This window comes from uncultured Novosphingobium sp., assembly GCF_964277725.1.
Taxonomy (GTDB): Bacteria; Pseudomonadota; Alphaproteobacteria; order Sphingomonadales; family Sphingomonadaceae; genus Novosphingobium; species Novosphingobium fluoreni.
The window spans coordinates 1-25,659 of the sequence record NZ_CAXYKL010000083.1 but is presented as its reverse complement, the minus strand read 5'-3'; the positions used below and the strand labels follow the sequence as shown (position 1 = coordinate 25,659).

Annotated in this window: 23 protein-coding genes; 9 read left to right on the top strand and 14 right to left on the bottom strand. The window is 63.1% G+C overall.

Going from position 1 to position 25,659, the window contains the following annotated elements; all coding sequences use genetic code 11:
* A partial coding sequence (locus ACHWRX_RS04940; RefSeq protein ID WP_394658321.1) for a nuclear transport factor 2 family protein occupies window positions 1–561 on the top strand: 561 nt, incomplete at its 5' end.
* Window positions 562–583: 22 nt separating this feature from the next.
* Here the strand turns inward: ACHWRX_RS04940 and ACHWRX_RS04935 are convergent.
* From ACHWRX_RS04935 to ACHWRX_RS04905, 7 genes are read right to left on the bottom strand one after another with little or no spacing between them, the layout of a single operon-like run.
* The gene (locus ACHWRX_RS04935) at window positions 584–1,141 is read right to left on the bottom strand and encodes a VOC family protein (RefSeq protein ID WP_394658320.1); all 558 of its coding nucleotides are present in this window, start codon (window positions 1,139–1,141) and stop codon (window positions 584–586) included.
* A gap of 9 nt (window positions 1,142–1,150) precedes the next feature.
* Window positions 1,151–2,590, bottom strand: a complete 1,440-nt coding sequence (locus tag ACHWRX_RS04930; RefSeq protein ID WP_394658319.1) for a 2-oxo acid dehydrogenase subunit E2 — start codon at window positions 2,588–2,590, stop codon at window positions 1,151–1,153.
* A 13-nt stretch (window positions 2,591–2,603) separates the two neighbouring features.
* Window positions 2,604–3,617 carry an alpha-ketoacid dehydrogenase subunit beta gene (locus ACHWRX_RS04925; protein WP_183616026.1) on the bottom strand — a complete coding sequence of 338 codons (1,014 nt, stop codon included), beginning with the start codon at window positions 3,615–3,617 and terminating at the stop codon, window positions 2,604–2,606.
* 17 nt (window positions 3,618–3,634) lie between these two features.
* Window positions 3,635–4,624, bottom strand: a complete 990-nt coding sequence (locus ACHWRX_RS04920) for a thiamine pyrophosphate-dependent dehydrogenase E1 component subunit alpha (RefSeq protein WP_394658318.1) — start codon at window positions 4,622–4,624, stop codon at window positions 3,635–3,637.
* A 46-nt stretch (window positions 4,625–4,670) separates the two neighbouring features.
* Window positions 4,671–5,879, bottom strand: a complete 1,209-nt coding sequence (locus ACHWRX_RS04915) for an acyl-CoA dehydrogenase family protein (RefSeq protein WP_394658317.1) — start codon at window positions 5,877–5,879, stop codon at window positions 4,671–4,673.
* A gap of 5 nt (window positions 5,880–5,884) precedes the next feature.
* Window positions 5,885–7,045, bottom strand: coding sequence for a thiolase family protein (locus ACHWRX_RS04910; RefSeq protein ID WP_394658316.1), 1,161 nt, complete (start codon window positions 7,043–7,045; stop codon window positions 5,885–5,887).
* Entirely contained in the window at window positions 7,042–7,482 is a 441-nt protein-coding gene (locus ACHWRX_RS04905; RefSeq protein WP_353960772.1) for an OB-fold domain-containing protein, read from the bottom strand. The genes ACHWRX_RS04910 and ACHWRX_RS04905 overlap by 4 nt, the downstream gene beginning before the upstream one ends.
* A gap of 104 nt (window positions 7,483–7,586) precedes the next feature.
* Between ACHWRX_RS04905 and ACHWRX_RS04900 the strand changes: the two genes are divergently transcribed.
* Window positions 7,587–9,263, top strand: a complete 1,677-nt coding sequence (locus tag ACHWRX_RS04900) for a GMC family oxidoreductase (protein ID WP_394658315.1) — start codon at window positions 7,587–7,589, stop codon at window positions 9,261–9,263.
* On the opposite strand, the gene ACHWRX_RS04895 is transcribed toward ACHWRX_RS04900, so the two are convergent.
* On the bottom strand, window positions 9,254–10,027 hold the full coding sequence (locus tag ACHWRX_RS04895; protein ID WP_394658314.1) for a LuxR C-terminal-related transcriptional regulator: 774 nt from the start codon (window positions 10,025–10,027) through the stop codon (window positions 9,254–9,256). The two genes, ACHWRX_RS04900 and ACHWRX_RS04895, sit on opposite strands and share 10 nt — an antisense overlap.
* Window positions 10,028–10,178: 151 nt before the next feature.
* Here ACHWRX_RS04895 and ACHWRX_RS04890 point away from each other — a divergent pair, with 151 nt between their 5' ends.
* Window positions 10,179–11,309 carry an acyl-CoA dehydrogenase family protein gene (locus tag ACHWRX_RS04890; protein WP_394658313.1) on the top strand — a complete coding sequence of 377 codons (1,131 nt, stop codon included), beginning with the start codon at window positions 10,179–10,181 and terminating at the stop codon, window positions 11,307–11,309.
* 102 nt (window positions 11,310–11,411) lie between these two features.
* Here the strand turns inward: ACHWRX_RS04890 and ACHWRX_RS04885 are convergent, their stop codons facing one another.
* Window positions 11,412–12,212, bottom strand: a complete 801-nt coding sequence (locus ACHWRX_RS04885) for a ThuA domain-containing protein (RefSeq protein WP_394658312.1) — start codon at window positions 12,210–12,212, stop codon at window positions 11,412–11,414.
* Between the two features lie 3 nt (window positions 12,213–12,215).
* Window positions 12,216–13,664 (bottom strand): Rieske 2Fe-2S domain-containing protein, encoded by a 1,449-nt coding sequence (locus tag ACHWRX_RS04880; protein WP_394658311.1) that lies wholly within the window; start codon window positions 13,662–13,664, stop codon window positions 12,216–12,218.
* Between the two features lie 109 nt (window positions 13,665–13,773).
* Between ACHWRX_RS04880 and ACHWRX_RS04875 the strand changes: the two genes are divergently transcribed.
* The 3 genes from ACHWRX_RS04875 to ACHWRX_RS04865 are packed head-to-tail and all read left to right on the top strand — an operon-like array spanning window position 13,774 to window position 16,218.
* Complete coding sequence (locus tag ACHWRX_RS04875) at window positions 13,774–14,601, top strand: SDR family NAD(P)-dependent oxidoreductase (RefSeq protein WP_394658310.1); 828 nt, start codon at window positions 13,774–13,776, stop codon at window positions 14,599–14,601.
* The gene (locus ACHWRX_RS04870; protein ID WP_394658309.1) at window positions 14,598–15,416 is read left to right on the top strand and encodes an SDR family NAD(P)-dependent oxidoreductase; all 819 of its coding nucleotides are present in this window, start codon (window positions 14,598–14,600) and stop codon (window positions 15,414–15,416) included. Before ACHWRX_RS04875 ends, ACHWRX_RS04870 begins: the two co-directional genes overlap by 4 nt.
* A gap of 22 nt (window positions 15,417–15,438) precedes the next feature.
* Complete coding sequence (locus ACHWRX_RS04865; RefSeq protein WP_394658308.1) at window positions 15,439–16,218, top strand: SDR family oxidoreductase; 780 nt, start codon at window positions 15,439–15,441, stop codon at window positions 16,216–16,218.
* 53 nt (window positions 16,219–16,271) lie between these two features.
* Here the strand turns inward: ACHWRX_RS04865 and ACHWRX_RS04860 are convergent, their stop codons facing one another.
* Together ACHWRX_RS04860 and ACHWRX_RS04855 are read right to left on the bottom strand one after the other, a co-directional pair.
* Window positions 16,272–17,594, bottom strand: a complete 1,323-nt coding sequence (locus tag ACHWRX_RS04860) for an SRPBCC family protein (RefSeq protein WP_394658307.1) — start codon at window positions 17,592–17,594, stop codon at window positions 16,272–16,274.
* Between the two features lie 97 nt (window positions 17,595–17,691).
* A complete protein-coding gene (locus ACHWRX_RS04855; protein WP_394658306.1) occupies window positions 17,692–18,870 on the bottom strand; it encodes an aromatic ring-hydroxylating dioxygenase subunit alpha in 1,179 nt (392 codons plus the stop codon).
* Between the two features lie 110 nt (window positions 18,871–18,980).
* On the opposite strand from ACHWRX_RS04855, the gene ACHWRX_RS04850 reads away from it, so the two are divergent.
* The gene (locus ACHWRX_RS04850; protein ID WP_394658305.1) at window positions 18,981–20,666 is read left to right on the top strand and encodes an AMP-binding protein; all 1,686 of its coding nucleotides are present in this window, start codon (window positions 18,981–18,983) and stop codon (window positions 20,664–20,666) included.
* Between the two features lie 2 nt (window positions 20,667–20,668).
* On the opposite strand, the gene ACHWRX_RS04845 is transcribed toward ACHWRX_RS04850, so the two are convergent.
* Window positions 20,669–21,469, bottom strand: a complete 801-nt coding sequence (locus ACHWRX_RS04845; protein WP_394658304.1) for an SDR family NAD(P)-dependent oxidoreductase — start codon at window positions 21,467–21,469, stop codon at window positions 20,669–20,671.
* A gap of 137 nt (window positions 21,470–21,606) precedes the next feature.
* Here ACHWRX_RS04845 and ACHWRX_RS04840 point away from each other — a divergent pair, with 137 nt between their 5' ends.
* Window positions 21,607–22,365 carry an SDR family NAD(P)-dependent oxidoreductase gene (locus ACHWRX_RS04840; RefSeq protein ID WP_288485286.1) on the top strand — a complete coding sequence of 253 codons (759 nt, stop codon included), beginning with the start codon at window positions 21,607–21,609 and terminating at the stop codon, window positions 22,363–22,365.
* 57 nt (window positions 22,366–22,422) lie between these two features.
* Here ACHWRX_RS04840 and ACHWRX_RS04835 read toward each other — a convergent pair whose 3' ends face one another.
* Window positions 22,423–23,436, bottom strand: a complete 1,014-nt coding sequence (locus ACHWRX_RS04835; protein WP_394658303.1) for an NADP-dependent oxidoreductase — start codon at window positions 23,434–23,436, stop codon at window positions 22,423–22,425.
* A gap of 156 nt (window positions 23,437–23,592) precedes the next feature.
* Between ACHWRX_RS04835 and ACHWRX_RS04830 the strand changes: the two genes are divergently transcribed.
* A partial coding sequence (locus ACHWRX_RS04830) for a TonB-dependent receptor (RefSeq protein WP_394658302.1) occupies window positions 23,593–25,659 on the top strand: 2,067 nt, incomplete at its 3' end.

Sequence of the window (25,659 nt, the reverse complement as noted above, 5' to 3'; positions counted from 1 at the left end):
GTCGATATGCGGGATTTCGATTCCCTCGTGAATCTCTTCACCGAGGACTACCGCGTCTCGAAGACCGAGAGCGGCCGTGCGGCGTTGAAGAAGTGGTATGCCAACGTGCTGCGTGGATCACTCATCGGCAGCGCACATGGCATCAACGGGCATGTCATCGATTTCGAAAGCCCGGACCTCGCTACCGGCCTGGTCTATTCGCGCAACGACCTTGAGCATCCCGACGTCTGGATGCATGAGATCATGTGCTATCTAGATCGGTACGAACGCAGGGATGGCATATGGTATTTCCAGCGGCGGACGCCGCTCTACTGGTTCCAGTGCGACGCGCTGAATCCACCCGTCGGCGGAGGCGAAGCCAAGCTGCGCTGGGAGGGCATGGAATGGCAAACGGGCGGCTTTCACTCCGCCTTCCCGACCTGGGCGGAGTTCTGGGACGGGGTTGATCACTCCGAAGAACCCGTGCGCCCCCCCGCCCCACTATTCCGCTTCATCGACGAACTGCGCCGCGGGGCAGGCAATCCCAAAGTGCGGATCGATACCTCCGCGCCGAAGGAATAGCGGCTGGGAGTGATATACCCCTTTACTGCAACACGCGTACCGGGTCGGAGCCGTCCCAATCGCGGGCGGCGTCCTTCATCATCTGGAACAGGCCTTCCGACCCGGCCATGGGCTGGAGATATTCGATGACGTGCCCCGGGCCCTGGCCGGGATCGACGTAGATCACCGCGCCGTCAGGGCCGACTTTGCCTTCGACAATGACCTCGGCCCCTACGGCGGCGCAGGCGGCTCGGGCTTCGTCGATGGATTCCACGAACACGCAAACGTGGTGCAAGCGGTCACGCACGGCGTATTCGCCGCTGTAGAGCGAAGGCGCATCGCTATCGGTCTTGATCAGCTCTATCTGGATGTCGCCCCAGTATCCGATCGCCATGGTGAACGTGGCGTCGGTGGGCTGGCCCTTGTACTTCATGTCGTCCAGCCGGACATCGTTCAGGACAAAGAACGGGCCGACGCCGACGGTCTCGATCCAGTACTTCATCGTCGCGTCGAAGTCGGTCGGAAAGAAGGCGAGTTGGATGACATCGCCCAGCCGTTTGAGAGGGCCGGGTCGTACAGCGCTGGCGAGTTGATCGGTCATGGCGTTTCCTTAGGCGAAGAGGCCGGCGGGTTCTTCGATGAGTGACTTCAACGTCTGCAGGAACTGCGCCCCGGCCGCGCCGTCGATCGCGCGGTGATCGACCGAGAGCGTGAACGAGATGCGGGTTTCAAAGCCGATGCCGCCCCCTGCCGTCTCGATCGGTTGGCGCAATGCGGCACCCACCGCCAGGATCGCACCTTGCGGCGGATTGATGATGGCATCGAAACTCTCGATCCCGAACATGCCGAGGTTGGACACCGAAAAGGTGCCGCCCTCCATATCCGTCATGCTGAGCCCCTTGCCCTGGGCCTTGTCGATCAGGCGACGGGTCTCGGCGGCGAGCAGATCGATGCGCATGAGGTTGGCTTGGCGCACCACTGGCGTCACCAAACCCTTTGGGCTGGCCACCGCGATCGACACGTCGGCGTGAGGAAAGCGGTGGATCTCCTGGCCATGCACCTGCACGTTGACGTCCGGGTGCCGGGCTAGCGCCATGGCGCTGGCCTTGACTATCCAGTCGTTCACCGATGCCTTGCTGCCTAGCACAAGATTAGCGGTCTTGCGCATTTCCAGCAGGGCATCGGCGCGGGCCGATGTGCGCAAGTAGAAGTGCGGGATATCCTGCTTGGCCTGGGTCAGCCGCTGCGCGACAACCTTTCGCACGCGATCGAACGGGACGATATCGGGCCGGTTGTCACCCGCGACGAATGCCGCCATCGCGGGGGCCGTCGCGCTGGCGGGCTGGGGAGCAATCGCCAGCACATCCGCCTTTGAGATGCGCCCGCGTGGCCCGGTGCCGGTCAATCCCGACAGAGCAATGCCGTGGATCGCGGCAAGGCGACGGGCCAGCGGCGAGGCGAAGACCTTGAAGTCTTCCGCATCCAGCGTCAGCGCACCCCTGGGCGCACTGCCGGATGGGCCTCGCAGAGCCTTGACCACGTCCTGATGGGTGATGCGGCCCTGCCGCCCGGAGCCTTCGATGTCCGCGATATCGACGCCCTCATCCTCTGCCAGACGCAGGGCTTCAGGGCTGATCGGGCGGTTCGTCTCGATCCGGATGCGCGGCTTCTCAGCGGCGGGAGCAGGCGCGCTTTGAGCGTCTTCCTGTGCAGCGGCCTTGGCGCTGGCGGCTCCCTTGGCGATGCCGCCCTCGGCCGGTTTGAACGAGGCAACGAACGCGTCGATCTCTTCCTCCGAGTGATCGCCCTCGTCAAAGACCGCCAGCAGCGCGCCGACCGGCTCGGCCTCGCTGCCGCCGCCGACGATGATCCGGCGCACGGTGGCGTCGTATTCGGCGTCAACCTCGTTGGTGATCTTGGCGGTCTCGATCAGGCACAGGGTCTGGCCGCGTTTGAAGCTGTCACCTTCCTTCACGGTCCAATCGGCAATGGTGCCTTCGGTCATCTCTATGCCCCACTTGGGCATGGTGAATGCGCGGATGCGGCTCATGACAGCGGCCTCCTCACCGGTATTCGAGCGACTTGCGCACAGCCGCCGCGATCTTCGCGGGGCTGGGCAAGTAGGCGCTCTCAAGCTCACGAGCGAAAGGCACCGGCGTGTGCGGGGGCGTGACCATCTCGATCGGGGCCTTGAGGCTGGCGAAGGCCTTCTGGGCCACAAGCGCGGAGATGTCCGTCGCCAGCGAGCAGCGCGGCGGCGCCTCGTCCACCACCACCATGCGACCGGTCACCTCGACCGAGTCCAGGATGGCTTCCTCGTCGATGGGCGAGGTGGTGCGCAGATCGATCACATCGCAGCCGATACCGTCCTGCGCCAGGTCGTCTGCGGCGGTCTCGGCATAGCTGACCATCATGCCCGAAGCGACGATGGTTGCATCCTGACCCGCCCGCGCGAGACGCGCATGGCCAAAGGGGATCACGAAATCGGGATCATCGGGCACCTCGCCGCTCATGGCGTAGAGGAACTTGTGTTCCAGGAAGACCACGGGATCATCGTCACGGATCGCCTGGCGCAGAAGGCCGCAGGCATCGGCGGGGGTGGCCGGCATGAGAACCTTGATGCCCGGCATGTTGGTGACGAACTGGCTGATCATCTGGCTGTGCTGCGCAGCGGCGTTATATCCCGCGCCACACGGCATGCGGATCACCGCCGGGCAGATCGACTTGCCGCCGAACATGTAGCGGAATTTGGCGATCTGGTTCCACAACTGGTCCATGCACACGCCGATGAAGTCCGCGAACATGATCTCCGCCACCGGGCGCTTGCCGGCCAGCGCCAGACCACCGGCCGCGCCCATGATCGCACTTTCGCTGATCGGCGTATCAATCACGCGATCGGGGCCGAAAGCGTCGTAAAGACCGACCGAAGTCGACCAGATGCCGCCGATCGCCTCGGGACCACCGGCGGTGCCGTTCCCCCCCACCACGTCCTCACCTAGGACCACCACGCGTTCGTCGCGCTGCATCTCCTGGAAGATCGTGTTGCGGATCGCATCGCGATACATCATCTTTGCCATGGGTTTGGGTCCTGCAATCAGTAGCTGATGTAAACGTTGTCGAGCACGTTCTCAGGCTGCGGGCGAGCCGCGGCGCGAGACGCGGTGACGGCGTTTTCGATGGCGGAAAGGGCATCGGTGTCGAGGCTGTCCAGATCGGCCTCATCCAGCAGCGCAGCGCCGCTCACCTTGGCACGGAAGATCTTGATGCAATCCCGCTCGGCGCGCAGGCGATCGAGTTCACCCTCGCCGCGATAGCGCTGCGGATCGCCTTCGAAGTGGCCGAAGAAGCGTTCGGTGTCGAACTCCACCGCTGCCGGGCCATTGCCGGGGGTACGCACATATTCCAGCACGTCGCGGAAGGTATCATACACCGCGAAGAAGTCGGTACCATCAGCACGCCAGACCTTCATGCCGAACGCTTCGGCGCGGCTGGCGATATCGCGGGTGGTGCCGACCGCGTAGTCGACGCCGGTATGCTCGGAATAGTGGTTGTTCTCGAACACGAAGATCGTGGGGGCCTTGGTGACCACGGCCAGGTTCATCGCCTCGAACGTGGTGCCCTGGTTGCAGGCGCCGTCTCCGGAGAAAGCGATGGCCACCGCCAGCTTGCCCTCGGCATCCGGACCGTCGATCTTGTTGGAAAGTGCCGCGCCCACCGCGATCGGCGCGCCGGCGCCGACGATGCCGTTGGCGCCCAGCATGCCCTTGTCGATATCGGCGATGTGCATCGAACCGCCCTTGCCGTTGCACAAGCCTTCCTGACTGCCCCAGATCTCCTTCATCATGCCTTCGACATCGCAGCCCTTGGCCAGGCAGTGGCCATGGCCGCGATGGGTGGAGACGATCTTGTCACGGTCGGTCAGGTGTTCGCACACGCCCACCGCGACCGCTTCCTGGCCGCAATAAAGGTGGGTGAAACCCGCGATCTCGCCGGTCTGGATTTCTTCATGAAGCCGTTCCTCGAACTCGCGGATCAGCTTCATCTGCCGGTAAGCGCGGGTCAACGCTTCGCGGTTCAATTGCATCGGGCATTCCTCTCGTTATCGCGCCCATCGTTATCGTGAGGGGCCTTCAAAGACCCAGCACCGACTTGGCTATGATGGTGCTCTGGACTTCGTTGGTCCCGCCAAAGATCGTCCACGCCCTGCTGTTGAGATAGCGCGCGGACGCGACTTGCGCGCCCTTCGAATGCACGGCGGATGGTGCGTTATCCCCATAAAGCGGGCGGTCTGTTTCCAGTTGCAAGCCGGCGGGGCCGTAAAGATCCACCGCCAGCAGATCGATTTCCTGCCGCAGGTTAGACGCGAGCAGCTTGGTCAGCGATGTTTGCGGCCCGGGCGCGCGTCCCTTGGCGATTTCCGAAATGATCTTCAGTTCGATCATCTCCAGCGCATTCACCGACAAGCGCGTCGTCGCCACCCTGCGCTTCCAGTCCTTCTGATCGGCAAGCTTGCCGCCCCGGCCATCGCTTTCATGCGCGGCGGCTTGCTCGATCTGGTCAAGATCGTAGCTGAGCTTGGGCGCATGGCAGGATCCGCCACGCTCGTTTTCCAGCAGGAACTTGGCTATGGTCCACCCCTGCCCTTCCTCGCCGACCAGGTTCTCGACCGGAACGATCACGTCTTCCAGGAACACCTGATTGACCTCGTGATCGCCCGCCGTCGTCAGGATCGGTCGGACCGAGACGCCGGGGCTGGCGAGGTCGATCAGCAGGAAAGAGATGCCCGCCTGCTTCTTCACCTCGGCATTGGTGCGCACCAGGGTGAACATGCCGGTGGCGTGATGGGCATGAGTTGTCCAAATCTTGGACCCGTTGACGACGTAGTGATCGCCCTGGCGCAACGCGCGGGTCTTCAGGCTGGCAAGGTCCGATCCGGAGCCCGGCTCCGAGAAGCCCTGGCACCAATAGTCCTCGCCGCTGAGGATACGGGGGAGGTAGTGGCTCTTCTGCTGCTCGGTTCCAAAGGTATAGATTACCGGGGCCAGCAACTTCAGGCCCAGCACCGTCAGGTTGGGCGCGCCGGCCCGCGCGCATTCCTTTTCAAAGAGATAACGCTGGATCGGCGTCCAGCCGGTGCCGCCATGCGCGGCAGGCCATTGGTATCCCAGCCAGCCTTGCTTGTGCAGCACCGCGTTCCACGCCTGGCCGATCTCCGGCTCCACGAAGACGGAAGGCGTGGCCGCTCCCCCGGCTTTTACCTCTTCCGGCAGATGGTCTTGCAAAAAGGCGCGCACCTCGTCCCGGAAGGTCGCATCCTGGGGGGAAAGTTCGATGTCCATGGGCCTTAGCGTTCCAGTATCGTGACGGCGGACACGCCGGGTGCGCCATAGACGTGGCTGTAGGCGGTGCGCGGATCACCCGGCACCTGGCGACCGCCACCATCACCGCGCAACTGCACCACGTTCTCGTACACCTGGCGCAAGCCGGATGCGCCGATCGGCTCCCCGCAAGCGAGGCAACCGCCATCGGTATTCACCGGCAATGCGCCACCGATCTCGGTGCGGCCCTCTGCCAGCCACTGCTCCTGCTCGCCATCGGCGCAAAAGCCATTCTCGGCCATGTGCATGATCTCGGCCCCGGCTTCGGTGTCCTGCAATTGAGCGACATCGATGTCGCCAGGGCCAATGCCGGATGCCGTGAAAGCGTCCGCGGAGGCGATGCGAGATGCTGTGGGGCGGGGGCGCGTGTCGTCCGCCACCACGTCCACGGACGGCGCGAAAACCTCGAAGCTGTGCGGCGGGCGCGTTCGCATGGTCGCGGCCTTGAGCCGGATCAGAGGTTTGCCCAGTTCGCGCGCCTTTTTCTCGCTGGCCAGGATCAGCGCGACACCACCCTCTGCCGGAGAGCAGAACATATACTTGGTGTACGGATCGCTGACCAAGGGCGCTTCCAGGATTTCCTCCAGAGCCACCGGCTGTCGCCGCCAGGCATGCGGCGCGTGCACCGCGTTATAGAACGCCTTTTCCGCGACCAACCCAAGCGATTTTTGCGAGATGCCGAACAGGCTCATATACCGCATGATCTTGGCGGCGAAGAACTGCGTGGTGACCATCTGGCCCACTTCGCCATACCAATCCGGCAAGTTGTATTCCGCCGGCAGTGCATGGAACGCCCCGCGCGGGTGCTTGTCGAACCCAACCGCCAGACCCAGGTCGAACTCGCCCGATTTGATCGCCATCTGCGCGCTGAACAGTGCCGAGCCACCGGCGGCACAGCCATTGCGCACATTGATGAACTGGACACCGGTCAGGCCCAGGCGATCGACCATGGTGTCCGGGTTTCCGGCAGCATCGGAACTGCCATAGGCGAACTGGACCTGCGGCCAGTCGATTCCGGCGTCGGCCATAGCCTCGCGCACCGCGTGGACGCCTTGATCCAGGCCAGAAAGGCCATCCGTGCGGCCGAACTTGTGAATGCCGATGCCGACGATGCAAACGTCACTCATGCGACAAGCTCCGCTGAAACAGGGACGGGCACGAAGGCAGGCACAAGCGCGCTGGCCGGATCGTTGGGATCAAGCAGCCCTGGCTGGAACAGCACCGGCATTCCCACCATCACATCCTCGAACGCGACATCATCCAGCCGCGCCTCGACGATGACTTCGCCGGGCAGTTCGACATAGGCGACCACCCACGGCGCGAAAGCCTCAGGTCCGGCATAGGGCGGGCTCTTCGGTCGAAAGCGCTGCACGGTGTAGGACCACAACGTGCCCTCCCGCGACAGTGCGACGGGTTCGTGGGTCATGGTCGACGGGCATGGAAACACGATGCGGCCGGTTTGCCGATCCTTGCCGCCGATCAGACGCGGAGGCGTCTCGTCGGTGAACAGGCCTTGGGCTATGGCGCGCATATCTCTCCCGCCCCGGTTGATGTCTCCGGTCATGACAACTGTTTACGCCTGCCCTCGCCCGCATTTTGACTCACCAAAACGCTAGGGTAGCCAATCGGCTAGTTCATGCGACCCATGCTGGCGGGAGATCGACAGCCATGACCAAGCAATGGGACTATATCATCGTCGGGGCAGGCAGCGCCGGCTGCGTCATGGCCGAACGGTTGAGCGCCGATGGCCGGTCGCAAGTGCTGGTGCTGGAAGCCGGGGGTGAGAACGACAGCTTCTGGGTGACGCTGCCCAAGGGCGTCGCCAAGCTGGTCAAGAAGCCCGAACATATGTGGGCCTATCACGTCGCCCAGCCGCGCGAGGAAGGCGCGAACGATCCCGGCGCGGGCGAGGTGTGGATTCGTGGCAAGGGCCTTGGCGGATCGTCTTCGATCAACGGCATGATCTGGAGCCGGGGCGAACCTGCCGATTACGATGCATGGGAAAACGAATGCGGCGCGACCGGCTGGAACGGCGCCAGCATGACGCGGGCGTTCCTGGAGCTGGAAGACCACAAGGCAGGCGCCTCGGACATGCGTGGCAGCGGCGGCTTAGTGCGTGTGGATCCGGCTTGCTACACCTACCCCCTTGCGGAGAGCATGATCGCGGCGGGCGAGGCGCTGGGGCTGCGGCGTGTGGATGATCTCAACGCCACGGCAGGTCCGCGTGTTGGATACTACAGCCACAACATCCGCAACGGTCGGCGCGATTCTTCTGCCCGCACCTATCTGGCCGCAGCGCGCAAACGGCCCAACGTCACCGTGATGACCGGCGTCATGGCAGAGCGGATCGTCTTTGACGGAACGCGCGCGGTCGGCCTGGACGTGGTGATCGAAGGACAGCCCCGGCATCTTGCCTGTGCGGGTGAGATCGTGGTGAGCGCCGGGGCCATGGAAAGCCCGCTGCTGCTGCAACGTTCGGGCATCGGGGATGCAGCACGACTGCAATTGGCCGGTATCCCGCTGGTCGCCCACTCACCCGATGTGGGAGAGCGCATGATCGAGCATTTGTCCTTGTCGATGCCGTTCAGGCTGGATCGCGGCAAGGGCACCAACAAAAGCTTCTTCGGCCTGGGTGCGGCATTTGCCATGCTGCGCTATTTGCTGCGCGGCGACGGCGTGCTGGCGACGGGACCTTTCGAGGTCGGCGCGTTCTGCAACGTCGCGCATCCGGACGGGCGCACCGACGCGCAATTCTATCTGGGCGGCTATACCTTCAAGGTCGGGGACGACAAGAACCCGGTGCCACTGGACAAGATCGATCCCAAGCCCGGTGTTACCATCTATGGCCAGCTGCTGCGCCTCACCAGCGAAAGTAGCGTGCGCGCCACCGGGCCGACCAGCGATGCTGCGCCCAACATTCTGCACAATTTCCTCAGTACGCAGCATGATCGCACGTCGGCCATTGCCCTGGTGCGCGAGATGCGCACCTACATGGATGCGCCGCCGCTCGATCGGATGATCGGCGCAGAACTGGTGCCGGGCGCCGAGGTGGAGAGTGACGAGGACGTGCTCGCCATGTTCCGCCGCCTTTCAAGTTGCGGGCTGCACGCCATCCGCTCTTGCCGGATGGGCAGCGATCCGCAGGCGGTGGTCGATCCACGCTTGCGCGTGAACGGCGTGCAGGGGGTGCGGGTGGCGGATTGCTCGGTCATGCCGGGGCATGTCACCGGTAATACCAACGCACCGGCGATGGCGGTCGGCCTGCGTGGCGCGCAGCTGATGCTGGAGGATCGGGACGAACCGGCAAACGCCCGATCAAACCGGACGCTAGAACCTCACTTCTGAAGCGAGATGTAGCCCAGCTGGGCCGCCTTGAAGACGGTCTGGCTGCGGTTGACCGCATTCAACTTGGTGGCAGCATTGTGAATATGGAAACGCACGGTGGCGCGGCTGCGAGACATGATCATGCTGATCTCCATGTCGGTCTTGCCGATCGCCGCCCAGCGCAGGCATTCCACTTCGCGCTTTGACAAGCGGGTTCCCGAAGGCAGCGCCTGCTCCGAACCCATTACCTGCACGTAAGTGGCGATGAAAGTGCGCGCATAGAGCCCGAGTGCGTCGGAATAGAGTTCAAATTCTTCGGTAAGATCGGTCTTTTCACGATCGAGCGGGTTGAAGCTGACCGCGCCGATCTGGCCGAACGGCAAATGCACCGGCACCCCGATCGCCGCCCAAGTCATCGCGCGGTGTTCGAAGTTGGCGAGATCGATGGATGTCAGGTAGGCGTTCGCTTCACGCGTGCGAAAACCTTCGGCATTGACCCAAAAAGGCTGGCTTTCGAAACGACAGGCGGTGGTCAGCGGGCTGTCCAGCGCGATACGCGAATTGCGCCACCAGACCCGCTCATCGGTGTCCCACCCGAATACTTCCGTGGCGAGAATGGCGCCATCCGCATCGACGGGCGTGCGCTTGTCGGCGATGTCATGCGCAGGCGCCGCCCGCATGCCGACACCCAGGGCGATGGCATGCAGCGCCTCCGCCGCCGATCGCACTCCGGCGGGCGACTTCACCCGCACGGCCTCGATATGATCCTGTGATAGCAGCGCCATTGTGATCCTTCTCCCCCATCGTCTTAGCCCGCACGGCGCGGCGGCACAATCGCGCGCAGCCGGATTAGCGCCGCATGTGACTAGCCTTTTGCTCAGCAGCGATGGCGTTCCTCAGGGTGATACTACGGACGATGGATACCGGGAGTGGAACGTGAACTTCGATCTTAACGAAGACGAGGAAATGTTGAAGGCGCTGGCCGATCGGTTCGTCGCCGATCGCTACGATCATGACAGTCGCCGCAAGTTTCTGACAGAGCCCTGCGGGTTTTCGCCTGAAAACTGGCAGCTGCTGGGCGACATGGGATTGATCGCAGCACCTTTCCCCGAAGAGGTGGGCGGATTGGGCCTAGATGCGACGGGCGTGGCCATAGTCTGCGAAGCGCTGGGCCGTGGCCTGGTTGTGGAACCGATAGTGGAATCGGTGGTGATGGCCGGGCGGTTGTTTGCGATGACCGCGCCAGACACCACACGCGATGCGCTGGCGGCGGATCTGGTGTCCGGCGAAAAGCGCCTGGCCTTCGCTGGCATGGAAAAAGCCGCGCATGATGATCTGTCATGGGTGGAGACACGCGCTTTTGCCGAAGGAGGACGCTGGCGTTTGAGCGGGGTCAAGCCGTTCTGTGCCGCGGGTGCCGGCGCCGACGGGTTCATCGTGCTGGCCCGCGTTGCCGGAGAGCCGGGTGATGGCCAGGGCCAGGCGCTGTTTTTGGTTCCGGCCACGCATCCGGGCGTCTCGCAACGAGAGTGGCGCATGGCCGATGGCAGTGTCGCCGTGGCGCTGACGCTGGATAATGTCGTGCTCGACTACGATCACAAGCTGGCCCGGATGGGTTCCGAAGCCCTGATTGCGATCGAAGCTGCCGATCAAATGGCGAGCCTTGGGCGCAGCGCGGAGGCGCTCGGCATTATGGAACGGCTGTTCGCGGATACGCTGGACTATGTTCGCACCCGCAGCCAGTTCGGTGCGGCGATCGGCTCGTTCCAGGCGATTCAGCACCGGATGGTGGCGCAATATGCGGTGATCGAGCAAAGCCGCGCCCTGCTCAATCTCGCATTGGTATCCTATGGCGAGGAAGGCTTTGGAAAAGCCGTGCAAGGCGCGCGCGCTTTCATCGCGAAAGTCTCGCTCGATCTTGGGCATGAGATGATCCAGTTCCACGGCGGCATGGGCATTACCGACGAATTGGCGATCGGCGCGGGCCACAAGAGGCTGCTGGTCCTGTCGCGCTGGCCGGAGACCCCGCTTGCCACGCTTGATCGCTATGCTCAGGTCTTGGACTGAAAAAATCAGGGGCAGCCTCGTCATGCAAGGCTGCCCCCTCGTTTGATCCTGCTCCCGGTGCGACCCGACAGGCTCTGATTACGTCCCGCTATCGCCAGGACGTCAGTTATCCGCCGCCGCGGCGGATGGGCGTTGCTTCAGCCAGGCAATGCCGCGGCGCAGCAGTTCGTAGAAGACGGGCAAGTCCCAGGCACACCGGTCTACCGTAGGCCACCAATCCAGCATCGGCTGCAGATCATAGTGCCCCCGGCAATGCCCAAGCGTGTTGTACAGCACCGCGCCCTGCCCGTGATCCTTCAGGTACATTACCGGGTGCATGCCCGGCGCATCCGCCGCTTCGACGAAGTCGGTGCCTTCCTGCGTGCATTCGGTTTCCAGCAGCACATGCAAATCTCCGTGCGTTTCCAGATGATACAATTCGTCCGTGGTCTCGAACGGCTCCACCCCCGCCACAAGCGGATGGCCGGGATCTGCTACGGTGACGGTGTAAGGCGCGATCGGGGGATGCGAGATGAACTGAGAGCCCAACATGTCGATAAACAACGGAGCCCAGCGCGGCGCATCCCACAGGCCCGCATCAGGCCCCTCCGCCAGCAGGCGCAGGATCGAATTGGTGCCATGCAAGGCATACCAGCGCCCGCCCGCCGTCAACCAGTCCCGCAAGACTTCCTGCGCCGCCAGCGAGGGCGTTACATCGCAGGTGTAGGTGATCAGGATATCAGCCTGCCGCAGCGCGTCGATGTTCTCGTAATCCTCGAACACGCGGGTGCGAACAGACGGGTCTTCACTCAGCAGCTTGAGCAGTTCCAGCCGTGCGAAGTCCATGTCGTGCCAGACGCCGCCACACACCAGGACGCAATTGATGCGCGGCAGATGGCTGATATTTTCGGCTTGATCCGCCATGGCTTAATCCTGTTTCCATCCGCCAAGCTCACCGCCGATGTACTTCATCAACGTGTCCTGGAACTGGCGGATGCGGATTTCCTGATAATTGCCCAGGTTGATCTTGCCGGTCTTCGATACGTGAAGACCTTCCTGCACGAACGGCAGGTTGTCCATATCCTGCTCGAATACATCGCCCAGGATACCCAGCTCCGCTGCCTCGGTCCACTTCTGGTCCAGCCGCAGGAACTTGAGCGGAGCACCGCGCGGGATGGGCTGGCCCTTGGGAATGCGCGAGAGGATGCGCACTTCCATGATGCAGGTGTCCGGCGTCTTGCCGGTGCGCCAGTTGTACACGATGTTGGGCATGAACCCGCCCCAGGGCGAGAAGTTGGGGAAGACGTTATAGACCAGCGCATCCAGCAGCTCGGCATCGGTAGCGTCGGCGTGATCGTATCCGGTGGACTGGGTATAGGCGCTGCGCATCGCCGCGCCGAGTGCCGCGCGCGCCTTCACGCCCTCCGGCACCTTGATCGCCATGGGATTGTCGCGCGCGGCTTCCTCGTAATTGTCGGCCGAGCGACCGTTGAACCTGATGAACTGGTCAACGATCCACTGCTCGCCCTGGCCCTCCTCGATGTGCGGGCTCATAACGCCGAACGGCACCAGGTTGACGTTCACGTTGTCGCCCCAGGTCCAGTAGGCGGCATTGGAATCCCCGGTGAAGGGTAGCAGTTGCGGATGCGTGACGATGGTGTGCCAGGCTTCCATGAAAGCCTCCATCACCACCTTCCAGTTGGCCGGAACTTCCTTGGCCACGCGCATGACCGTCGCGCATTCTTCATGCCGCCAGCGCTTGAAATGGTCCGGCAACGGCGCCAGGAACTCCTCCAGGCTGGAACCGCCCTTTTCCTCGCGGATGAAGACATAGCCCTGCCAGCGCGCCACTTCGGCATCGGGTAGATCAAGCTTCTGCTCGCTGAGGTGCGGAAAGTCCCACTGGCACGGCATCGAATTGAAGCTGCCGTCCTTGTTCCAGGCAAAGCCATGGAACGGGCACACGAACTTGTCGGCAGTGCCCTCCTCGGTCCGCAGCTTGCGCCCGCGATGCAGGCAGACGTTGTGCATGGCGCGGATCGAGCCATCGTCCTGCCGGCTGACCAGGTAGGACCGCCCGGCATTTTCATAGACGATGAAATCACCCGGTTCAGGCAGATCCTCTTCCCGCGCGGCGAATTGCCAGACGTAGGGCCACATCCGCTCGCGCTCCAATCGTGCGAAGTCTTCGCTGATGTACCGCTCCACCGGGATCGGCTCGGAGCCGCGGTAGGTGTAGCTTTCCTCGCGCAGGAAGGATGGCGGCGGCACCGAATCCTGCCCCATCAACTCAGCCCAGGTGACGCCCTTGCTGCGGTCCGCGCCCAGCACCTCGGGCGACGCTTCGACGGCGAGTTCGGGATCGCGTTCAGCCACAGTGTGCTTCCTCTCAAAATTGTAATCTGTTTGGGTGACTGTCTGCCTGATCGCGGGGAAAAGGTCACCTTGCTCAAAATCATAGGTTGTCGGCGCGCGGGGATAGGTCATGCTCCGGTTGCGAAAATATCGGTGCGACAATATCACTTGGGAGAGTGGCGTGCGGCTTGAAGGCAAGGTGGCGCTGGTGACGGGGGGAACCTCGGGCATCGGAGCCGAAACGGTGAAGCGGCTGAGCGCGGAAGGCGCTGCGGTAATCTTCACCGGATCGAACCAGAGCGCGGCCGACGCGATTTGCGCCGAAACCGGCGCAGACTTCATCCGGCACGATGTGACCGACGCCTCGGCGTGGGACGGTCTGATGCAGCAGATCGCCGATCGGCACGGCCGGCTCGACATCGCCTTTGCCAATGCGGGCACGGAGGCTGGAGACGCCAGTGTAGAGGACATAACGATCGAGGGTTGGAATACCGTCATCGGCGTCAACCTCACCGGTGTGATGTTGACCGTGCAGCACGCCATGCGGCTGATGGCGCGCAATCCGGATGGGCCGACCGGCTCGATCATCGTCAACTCCTCGATGAACGCACATCGGGCGATGGGCAATTTCTGCGCCTACTCGGTATCCAAGTCGGCGGTCGTGGCGCTGGTAAAGTCGGCGGCGGTCCATGCCGGCAACAAGAAGTACAAGATCCGCGTCAACGCCATCTTGCCCGGCGTTGTCGAGACCGCGCTGATCGTGAACCTGATCGACAAGTCCGCCGATCCTGCCGCCGCCCGCGCCGCCTATGAAGGCATGTCGCCGCTGGGCCGCATGGCCGCGACGGAGGAAGTTGCGGGCATGGTGGCCTGGCTGGCCAGCGACGAGGCCCGATTCTGCTCCGGCAGCGAATTCACTATGGACGGGGCCACCACCGCAGGAATGAACGGCGTATGACAGACCTTGGTTCGCAGCGCCTGACGGGCCGCGTCGCGCTTGTGTCCGGCGGATTGCGCGGCATCGGCCTTGCGTGCGTGGAGCGCTTCCTGGCCGAAGGGGCCGAAGTGGTCCTTACCGACCTGACCGCACCCGACGGCGACGATGTGGTCAATACGCTTGGCCGCCTGGGCCAGGCAGCCAGCTACGTGCAGGCAAACGTCACCAGCGAGGAAGACTGGCACCGGGTGCTGGACACGGTCACCCAGCGCCATGGCAAGCTGCACGTGCTGGTCAACAACGCCGGAATAGACTTGACCGGGCCGGTCGCCACGACATCGCTGGAAGACTGGCGCAAGATCATGGGCATCAACGTCGACGGCGTGTTTCTGGGCGTGCGCACGTTCGTGCCGCTGATGGAGCGCAGCGGGGCGGATGTGAAAGGCGGCGCCTCGATCATCAACGTCAGCTCTATCATGGGGTTGGTCGGCCTGAGCGAAGTGTCCGGCTACAACGCCAGCAAGGGCGCGGTCCGACTTTTCACGAAATCGATCGCGCTGGAGTTCGCGGAAAAGAAAATGCCGATCCGCGCCAACTCGCTGCATCCCGGCTTCGTCGTCACGCCGCTGTTGAAAGAGGGCTTTCAACGCTGGGTGGACAAGGGCGTGGCGGAGAAGACGCAGGACCTGGTGGACATGATGGCCAGCAAGACCCCGATCGGTCGCCTGGCCGATCCCGCAGAACTGGCCGGCGCCGCCTTCTTCCTCGCCTCCAGCGACAGCTCCTACATGACCGGCGCGGAGCTGGTGATCGACGGCGGCTGGACCGCGCAATGACCTTATCGGAGAACATGCTACCATGACCATCGCCCTTCCCAACGTGGTCGCCGTCGTCACCGGCGCGGCCGGTGGCATCGGCCGCGAGATCGTAAAGGCCATGAAAGCCGCCGGAGCGGTGGTCATCGCCACCGACCTCAAGGACGATGCCCAGATCGACGGGGCGGACCATTACCTGCGCCACGACGTCACCAGCGAAGCGGACTGGCGCGGCGTGGAGCAATTGGTCCGCGACACATATGGCCGGCTCGACGTGCTGGTGAACAACGCCGGGTTCTCTGTCGTCACCAAGTTCGAAGAAACCCCGCTGGCTGAGTTCCACCGGATCAACGCAATCAATGTGGACTCCGCCATCATCGGCACGCAAATTCTGCTCGACCTGCTGAAGCAGGGCGGTCAGGCGCGTGGCGGCGGCGCCTCGATCATCAACTTCTCCAGTGTCGGCGGTCTGCGAGGGGCCCCGTTCAACGCGGCCTATTGCGTCAGCAAGGCGGCGATCAAGATGCTGAGCAAGTGCCTGGGCGCGGAGTTCGCGGCGCTCGGCTACAATATCCGGGTGAATTCCGTGCATCCGGGCGGCATCGACACGCCGATGCTGAACTCGATCATGGCGCGCTATGTCGAGCTGGGAGCCGCCCCTTCAATGGAAGCGGCGCTGGGGGGCATGTACGCTTCGCACCCGATCGGCCGGCTGGGTCGTCCCGAGGAAATGGCGGGCGGCGTCGTATTTCTCGCCTCAGAGGCCTCCAGCTTCATGACCTGCGACGAACTGGTGATGGACGGCGGCTTCAGCCAGGTCTGATTGCCCTACTACAGGGGACGCGTGCGTCAGGGGGCCTTTCCGCCCCCTGACCTTCAACCTTGCGGTTTCACCATGTCGTTGAGCAGTTCGTGGAACCGCTGCACGCGCTTTTCCTGATCGGGCAGGATGCAGCCCTTGAACCCGCGTGAGTTCAGGCCCTGCTGCTGGCTTGTGCCGATCGACAAGTCCTGATCGGCAACGAACCCTACCGATACCCCATCACCATAGGTCGAATGGCGCACCACGGCATCATGCCGCAGCGGGGCGGTGCCGATCGGCGTCTCCACCTCGCGCATGCCTGCCACCGGCGGATAGAGGCACCAGTGCTGGAACACGCACTTTTCCGGATCGGTGGGGTGAGGCTCGGTGCGCAGAACCTGCATCTGTTCCGGGCTCATCGTCAGCGTCAGGTTCGGGAACAGCGTGCAGTGGAAATAGTCCACGAGCTGCTGGTCGGTCATGCTGTCGTAATTGGTGAACCCGCGCGAAGGCCCCAGCCGGCGCTTGGCCTCGATCACGGCGGCGCGCAGATCGCCGGTGCGGCCGTGATAATCGGCGGGATCGATGTCCCAGGCCCGAGCGATCTGGTCCAGCGGCGCGGGCACCTCCGTGGTGTGGTAATCGGTCCGCGTGGTGGCCTGGTGCCCCTTCATCCACATCGCATTGTGACCCGACGTGTACATCTCGAACAAGGTATCGGGCAGGCCGTCGTTGATGAAGGTCGCCAGCTCCGGGTGGATCGTGGGGAGGTGATAGCTCTCGTTGAAATTGTCGCGGATGATCTTCCAGTTGAACTCGCAATCGACTGACAGATTCAACACGCGCACCCAGTTGTCCAGGCCATAGCCGGCCAGGCGCTCCGGGAAAGGCGCGAGCCATTCCTGCAGCGGCGCGACATCATCGTCCATGCACCAGAACACGAACGGTCCCCAGGTGTCGCAGCGCAATTCCGACAAGTGGACGTGCCCGCAAGGATTGCCGCCGGAGAAGTCATCCGGGTCCTGGACCTTGGCCAGAGTGCCGTCCAGATCGAATGTCCAGTTGTGATAACTGCACACGATGCGCGGCACGCTGGCTGCCTCGCCCAGCAACAGTCGATTTCCGCGATGGGGGCAGGAATTGTAGAACGCCCGGATAGAGCCGTCCTCCTGCCGGACCATGATCACCGATTCCTTGGCGAAGTTATGGCGGATGATGTCGCCTGGCTCTTCCAGGTCCGCCAGCACGCCGCCCAGGTGCCACACCTTGGGCCAGACGTTCTTCATCTCCAGGTCCATCCAGTCCTTGGAGATGTAGCGTTCCGCCGTGATGGTATCTCCCCGCACCGGCAGGTCGAACTCCTGCGAATAGCGGGAAACCGTGCCTTGTACGTTCATCGCGATTCCTCTCGGGCCAGTCTGCCCACGTTCTTGTCTCTGGTTGGGATTATGTGGTCTGCTGCCCGGCTGCTCACCTGCGACAACGGACAGGTGCCTACATGCGCGGTTCCGGCTGCGAAGCGTCATCTTCCAGATACCAGTTCAGCCATTCGTGGAAATACTGGTTGCCCCGCTCATTGCGGCCAAAGACGATCTCATCATGCGCACCCGATTCCAGACCGCGCTGGATTTCCAGGCCGATCAGGTAATCCTCGTTGTAAGTCACATCGCGGAAGAAGTTCATCGCGGCTTCCACGCCCTGGCGATCGGCATCGTCCTTCACCGGCTCGCGCCGCAGATAGTTCAGCACGGTGCGATTGCGATCGGGTGTCGGCCCGGGGAATAATTGCGCCACTTGCGTGATCTCGGGCGCGATGAAGATCGACACGTTCGGGAAGAAGATGCGCACGAAATCGTAGCCGTAGTTCTCCCGCGTGCCCCATTCCTGTCGCGGCACGCCCTTCAGCTGATCGGCGATCGAGTGCTGGGGAAAGCCGATGCGGATGTTCGGGCCAAAGCCTTCGTAATGCGTGCAGTTGGATGGCGTGCGCGGAAAGATGGTCTCAGGATGCAGCGACTTGAAGTGATACCCTTCCAGATAGCCGTCAAACGCTACCTTCCAGTTGGCCCCTTCGATCGTGCGACTGCCGAGATACGTCCACTTGGCGAAATCGAGCGCGTCGAAATCCTCCAGGAAGCCGCGAAAGTGATTGTCCAGATCGATCGGTGCGTTGGGGGTGAGGCACACGAAGATCATGCCGCTGCGCTCCTCGCAAGGCAGTTCGCGCAGGCCCATCACGCTTTTGTCCACCTCGCCGAAGGTGCCGGGCTCGGAAATACCGATCAGCCGCCCGTCCTGCCCATACGTCCACGAGTGGTACTTGCAGGTGAAACGCGCGCAATTGCCGTGGCCCTCTGCCGCGACAGGCGCGCCGCGATGCGAGCAGACGTTGAGGAAAGCGCGCACCGTGCCCTGCTTGTCGCGTGAGATCAGCACAGGCTGGCCGACCGCTTCCATCGCCTTGTAGTCCCCGCGATTAGGCAGCTCCGCGGTGAACGCCAGCATCAGCGGGACGCGCTTGAACACCAGCTCCATCTCGGCCTTGAACTGGTCGGGGTTGGTGTAGCTTTGGGTCGGGACCTTGAGAGTGCGTTCGGTCTGGAAGGTCTTCTTGTTCTCGACATAATCGAGCATGACCTCGGCGGCATCGCCAATCTGCTGTACCCGGTCCAAATGCAGTCCTCTCACCACGTATTGTATGGCGCCAAGTTGTCCATGACCGTGCCGGATCGCAAGCTGCCCAAGGTGTTAGGTTTTTGCGCGGGCGGACGATCCCCGGGGCCTTGGCACTTTGGCCAGTTGGCCACGGGCATGAGCCGGGGCAGTCCGACATGATGATGGAGAGGACACCAAAGCCATGGGCGTGGCTTGCCACCCCGCCTGCGCACCTGCAGACCTATGCCACGGCAGGCGTGTGGGACGAGCGCACGATCGCCGACCATGCCGAAGCCCTGGCGCAAGACGATCCGGACTTCGTGCTGATGGTCGATGGATCGGCGCAGATCACCCGCGCGCAGGCGCTGGCCGATGCCCACGCCCTCTCCGCGGCCTTGTACGCACGCGGCTTGCGCATGGGGGACGTGATCGCGTTCCAGGTGCCCAACTGGCATGAAGCAATGGTCATCAACCTGGCTGCGGCGATGTCCGGCCTGATCGTCAATCCCATCGTGCCGATCTACCGCGATCACGAAGTCTCGCAGATGGTGGCCGATTGCGGTGCGAGCGCGCTGTTCGTGCCGGGCAGCTTCCGCAAGTTCGACTACACCGCGATGGCCCAGCGCGTTGCGGCGGACCTACCCGCGCTGCGCCATGTCTTCACCGTACGCGGCGAGGGGGACAACGATCTTGCCGCACTTCTTGCCGAAGGTCGCGACGCCGCCTTCGCCCGGCCCCTCGTGGACCCGCTGGGCGTGAAGATGGTGCTCTACACTTCGGGCACGACCGGGCGCCCCAAGGGCGTGCTGCACAGCCATGTCGCGATTGCGCGCGTCCTGCGTGAAAGCGGGCGGTTCTGGGGCCTGAATGCGGGAGAGGCGACGCTGATGCCCTCTCCCGTGACGCACGTGTCAGGCTATGCCAATGGCCTGGAGGCACCCTTCATCTACGGCACGCGCACGGTGCTGATGGATGGCTGGGATGCCCGCGCAGCGATAGGCTTGATCAATGAGCATGGCCTGGTCGGCACAGTGGCGGCGACACCGTTCCTGGTCGAACTGGCCGCCGCCGCGCGCGATAGCGGCGAGACATTGCCGTCCTTCCGCTTCTTCGCGTGCGGCGGTGCGGCGGTGCCTGGCGACCTGATCCCCGCCGCCAATGCGGCTTTTGCGCGATGCCGCGCCTTCCGCGTGTTCGGCGCATCCGAGGTGCCGCTGGTTACCTACGGTTGGCCGCATGACGAGCATCTTGCCGCCACCACCGATGGCACGATCGTCGATTACGATGTGCGGATCGTCGATGCGGAAGATCGCGACGTGCCAGACGGTGCGGAAGGCGAGATCCTGGCGCGCGGCCCTGCGATGATGCTGGGCTACGCAGACGAAGCGCAGACCCATGAGGCGATCACGGCGGACGGCTTCTTCCGGACCGGCGATCTGGGCATCCGCACGGCAGATGGCGCGATCACCGTGACCGGGCGCAAGAAGGACCTGATCATCCGGGGCGGTGAGAACATCTCCGCCAAGGAGATCGAAGACGTACTGCACGCCCACCCCGAGGTGCGCGAAGCCGCTGTCGTCGCCATGCCGCATGCACGGCTGGGCGAAGGCGTATGCGCTTACGTGGTGACAGACAGCGATACCCTGTCCGCCGCCATGCTGACCGAGCATGTGGCAAACAGCGGCCTGGCCCGTCAAAAGATCCCCGAGCGCTTCGAATTTCGCGACGATCTGCCCCGCACCGCATCGGGCAAGGTCCGCAAGGACCTGCTTCGTACCGAAGTGAAGGCGCTTGTGGAGGCGCTGCCCCGCTGACTTCAGCCTGATGCGGCGGCGATGGCGGCGGCAAGCTCGCTGTTCATCGGATTGCGACGCAGCGTGAGGCCGCCGTTCACCTGCAGGTTCTCACCCGTCATGAAGCACTCATCGCTGGCAAGCCATACGGCTGCGGCGGCGATATCGTCCGAAGTGCCGATGCGTCCCAGCGGATAGCCCGCCAGGAACGCATCCGCCAGGCCCGGCACCTGCATGGCCTCCGCCGTCATCGGGGTATCGGTGAGCCCCGGTGAGATCGAGTTGGCGCGCACGCCCTCGCTCCCAAACTCATGGGCGATACAGCGCACCACGTGATCGGTGCCCGCCTTGGTGCCCATGTAGGCGGCATGGTCGTTCAGCATGATCGTGGCGGTGGCCGAACTGATCTGGATGAGCGAGCCGCCGGTGCCGCCATGGCTGCGCGCCATGCGGCGCAGCATTGCCTGGAAGAAGTGGAACGGCCCGACATACTGCAGCATGGTGACGTCCATCAGCTCGTCGTGCGTCGTCTCCAGAAAGGGCTTCAGCAGGCCCCATCCCGTGGCGTTGATCGCGATGTCGATACCGCCCATTTGGTCCACGGCGGCTTGGCCAAGATCGGCCAGGCTGCGTTCGTCGGTAAGGTCGCAGGTTGCAAAACCACAGCCGTGCGCTTGGGCAAAGTCCGCCAGGATGGACTCCTTGCGCCCGGAAACCAGCACGTTCGCACCCTCCGCCAGAAAGCGCCGGGCGATGTGCTGGCCCATATTGTCCACACTGCTCGCCCCGACGATCACCGCGCGTTTGCCGTCCAGCTTGCCCATCGCTCTCTCCGTTATCGTGCCTTTGAGCTAGCATGGCCCTTGGCGGTAGCGTCCTGACCAAAGTAGGAGTGGTGGCAAACCACGGCAGGGCCGAACATGCCCCGCAATCGATTATGCGACAACTATGGAGAGGCGCTATGGATCTTGGACTGAAGGGCAAGAAAGTCATTCTGACAGGAGGCAGCCGCGGGATCGGCCGCGCTGCGGTAGAAATCTTTGCCGAAGAAGGCTGCGATGTCGCGTTCTTCTCGCGCAATGCCGATCAGGTTGCTGAAACCGTTGAGGTGTTGTCCCGCCATGGCGGCAAGGTCATCGGCGAGCCTTTGGATATGCTGGATCACGAGGCCTATGTGGCATGGCTGAAATCGGCGGCGGATCGCCTGGGCGGTTGCGATATATTCGTGCCCGGCGCCAGCGCCTCGGGCTCGGGCGCGACCGGGGACTGGGAGGCATGCTTCAACGCGGACATCAAGGGCACGGTCCTGGGCTGCGAGACACTGGTGCCGTACCTTGAGAAGTCGGGCGAAGGCGCGATCGTGATCATGGGCTCCACCGCCGGCACCGAGACTTTCATCGTCCCCCAGGCCTTCAACGCCCTGAAGGCGGCGCTGATCGCGTACTCGGGCCAGCTCGGCCAGCAAGTGGGTCCGCAAGGGATCCGCGTGAACTGCGTCTCGCCCGGCCCGATCAAGTTCCCCGGCGGCAATTGGGAAACCCTGCAACAGCTCGCGCCAGAGCTTCACGATGCTACCGAGGCCGCATTCGCCCTTGGCCGCTGGGGCGGCGCGGCGGAAGTGGCCAAGACGATCGTCTTCCTAGCCAGCTCCGCCTCTTCCTACACCACCGGCACCAACGTGATCGTGGACGGCGGATATACCAAGCGCATCCAGTTCTGAAGCGCGTTCCTGCATGAGTACATTGAGCGGCGGCCCCTTCAAAGGGCCGCCGTTTCGTTATGCGATCTTGAGCACCAGCTTGCCCGTGTTCGCGCCTGAAAACAGCCGCATGAAGGCATCGTAGGCGTTCTCCAGGCCCTGCTGCACATCCTCATCGGCGCGCAACTTTCCTTCTGACAGCCACTGCGCCATCTGCGCCCCACCCTCCGCAAAACGATGGGCATAGTCGGCGATCAGGAAGCCGTGGATGGTCGCCCGGCGCGCCAGGATCTGCCACAAGTTTTGCAAGCCATGCTTTTCAGTCGCGTTGTACTCGCTGATCAGCCCGCACAGCACGATCCGCGCGTTGCGCGCCAGCGTGTAGACTTCCGCCTCCAGCACGGCTCCGCCGACATTCTCGAACACCACGTTCACGCCATCAGGCGCGGCGGCAGTGATCTCTGTCAACAATGCTGCGTGATCCTTGCCCTTGTAGTCGATCGCGGCATCGAACCCGTAATCGTCCAGCAAGCGGTGGCACTTATCGGGCCCGCCTGCGATCCCGATGACGCGACAACCCATGATCTTGCCGATCTGGCCGACTGCCGAGCCGACCGCACCGGCCGCGCCTGAGACCAGCAACGTCTCTCCCGGCTGCGGCTTGGCGACTTCCTTCAGGCCGAAGTAAGCGGTTAGCCCTACCGCACCCAGCGCCGACAAGTAATTCGATGGCGATGCCACCGCATCCACCGCGATCGGCATGGTAAAACCGCCTGGAACCGCCACCGAGTAATCCTCCAGCGCGTTGAGGCCCATGACCCACTGCCCCACCGCGAAGTCCGGATTGTCCGAGGCATGAACCACGCCCACCGTCGTCGCGCGTACAGGATCGCCCAGCGGGATCGGCGGCATGTAGCTTTCGGTATCGTCCATCCAGCCGCGCTGTGCGGGATCGAGCGAGGCGTAATGATTGCGCACCACCAGTCCGCCCGGCGGCGGCGTGGGGATCGCTTGCGTGACGAGGGAAAAATCCTCCGGCACCGGCTCTCCATCGGGTCTGCGGGCAAGCAGAAAGCGGCGGTTCTGATCCATGGCATCCATCTCCTGGCAAGTTGTCGACTGATCTCTGCTTCGCCGCTTGCCTGCACCTATGCAATTCGTCAGTTAGGAGCAGCGATGATCGGATGCATAGTAACGATGACGCGAAGGGGCTGAATAACACAGCACCTCGCCAGGGAGGATAAACTGATGGCATCCGCATCCAATCGCGGAGCGTGGTCTTCTGCGCTCATCAAGATTGCACTGTCCACCAGCGCGCTGACTGGCGTCTCGGCTCCGGCCCTGGCGCAGGACACCGCGACCACGGCAGCCCCATCCACGGTAGATTCGAACGAGATCATCGTGTCTGCTCGCCGGCGTTCGGAAACGCTGCAGGACACGCCCGTCGCCATCACTGCCGTGAACGCGGCGATGATCGAGGACAAGGCGGCCGTCAACATCGGCGACCTGATGGGCACCGCCCCCAACCTCATCATCACCAACCAGGCATCGGGCGCGGCGGCAGCCAACCTTTCGATACGTGGCCTTACTTACGCAGACGTTGAAAAGTCCGCCGAACCGACCGTCGGCGTCGTGGTAGACGGGGTTTTCATCGGTACCAGCACCGGCCAATACTTCGACTTCTTCGATATCGACCAGATCGAAGTTCTGCGCGGTCCGCAGGGAACACTGTTCGGGCGCAACACGATCGGCGGCGTCATCAGCATCCGCCGCAGCAGGCCCACCGGCAAGTTCGGCGTGAAGGCCGAAGTCTCTTACGGCAAGTTCAATACGCTGGCCACGCGGGCCGTGGTCAACGTCCCGCTGGGTGACAAGCTGGCGGTGAAGGGGTTCTATTTCCACAACGAGTCCGATGGCTGGTATCGTCAAGGACAAGACGGACGCCGCCGGGGCGGATCGAACAACGAGAACTTCGGCGTCAGCGTGCTGGCCACCCCCACCGACAATTTCGAAGCTCTGCTGACGCTCGAAAAGCAGGTCCAGAAGTTTGACCCTGTTGTATCGGTCCTGACCAATTCCAGCGAATTGTTCTGCGGCCTAGCTCCTGCCGAACAATGCAACCGCAACAATACGGACGATCTCTACACCGTATTCGGCGAGCCCAACACCGGCCGCTACAGCGCGCCTGCCGCCACGCTGGAAATGAACCTCAACGCAGGTGACGTGAAGTTGACTTCGGTTACCGGATATCGGAAATCGAAGGAAGCGCAGACCCAGGATTTCGACGGAAGCTCTACCGACCTCTACTACGTTTTCCGCGGGCAGAAGTATAACCAGTTCAGCCAGGAACTGCGTGCCGCGGGCAACCTGTCGTCCTCGTTCGACTACGTGGTCGGCGGATATTACTTCCGCTCCAATTACGAGCTGGACCAGTTCACCCGCATCTTCGGGTTCAGCCCCGGTGTCGATCCGCGCGTGTTCGACAAGAACCCGCAACATGTGGAAGGCAAGACGCGCTCCGTCGCCGTGTTCGGCGATTTCAACTGGGCCTTTGCCGACAAGCTCCGCCTTTCGTTCGGTGGCCGCTTCACGCGGGATAAGAAGTCCCTCAGCAACGCGTTCGGCGGTGTCCTGATCGGTCAGGGTTCCGATAGCTTCAAGAAGTTCACGCCCAAGATCGGCGTCGACTATCGGCCCAACAAGGACGTGATGCTCTATGCATCATGGTCTCGCGGATATCGCTCAGGTGGCTTCAGCCCGCGCGCCGGATCGGCCGCCAGCGCCAGCCGCGCCTACGGCCCCGAAACGGTCGACAGCTACGAAGTGGGCGGCAAGTTCGACCTGATCGACGGGATGCTCCAGGTCAATCTCGCCGGGTTCGTCTCCAAGTACAAGGACCTGCAGCAGAACAACAACATCTTCTGCTCATCCTGCGCTACCCAGAACGAAACCGTCACGTCCAACGTCGGTTCGGCCACGATCAAGGGCATCGAAGGGGACTTCACGCTAAAGCCGGCGCAAGGCCTGGCGATCACCGGCGCGGTCGGCCTGTTGAAGTCAAAGTTCAAGGACTTCATCGTCGGTGGTATTTCGCCCGTAACTGGCGCGGTCATCCCGTTCGACTTCTCCAACAACGATCTGATCTATAATCCCAAGATTACCGCTTCATTCGGCGCAAACTATACCGTGCCGACATCGTTCGGTGAGATCGTGGGCAACATCGGCTACCGCTTCATCGACCGTTACGATCAGCAGATTTCGATCGCCGGGCTGACGGGCAACACCACCACCGGCCCCGCCATCGTCACCGGCAAC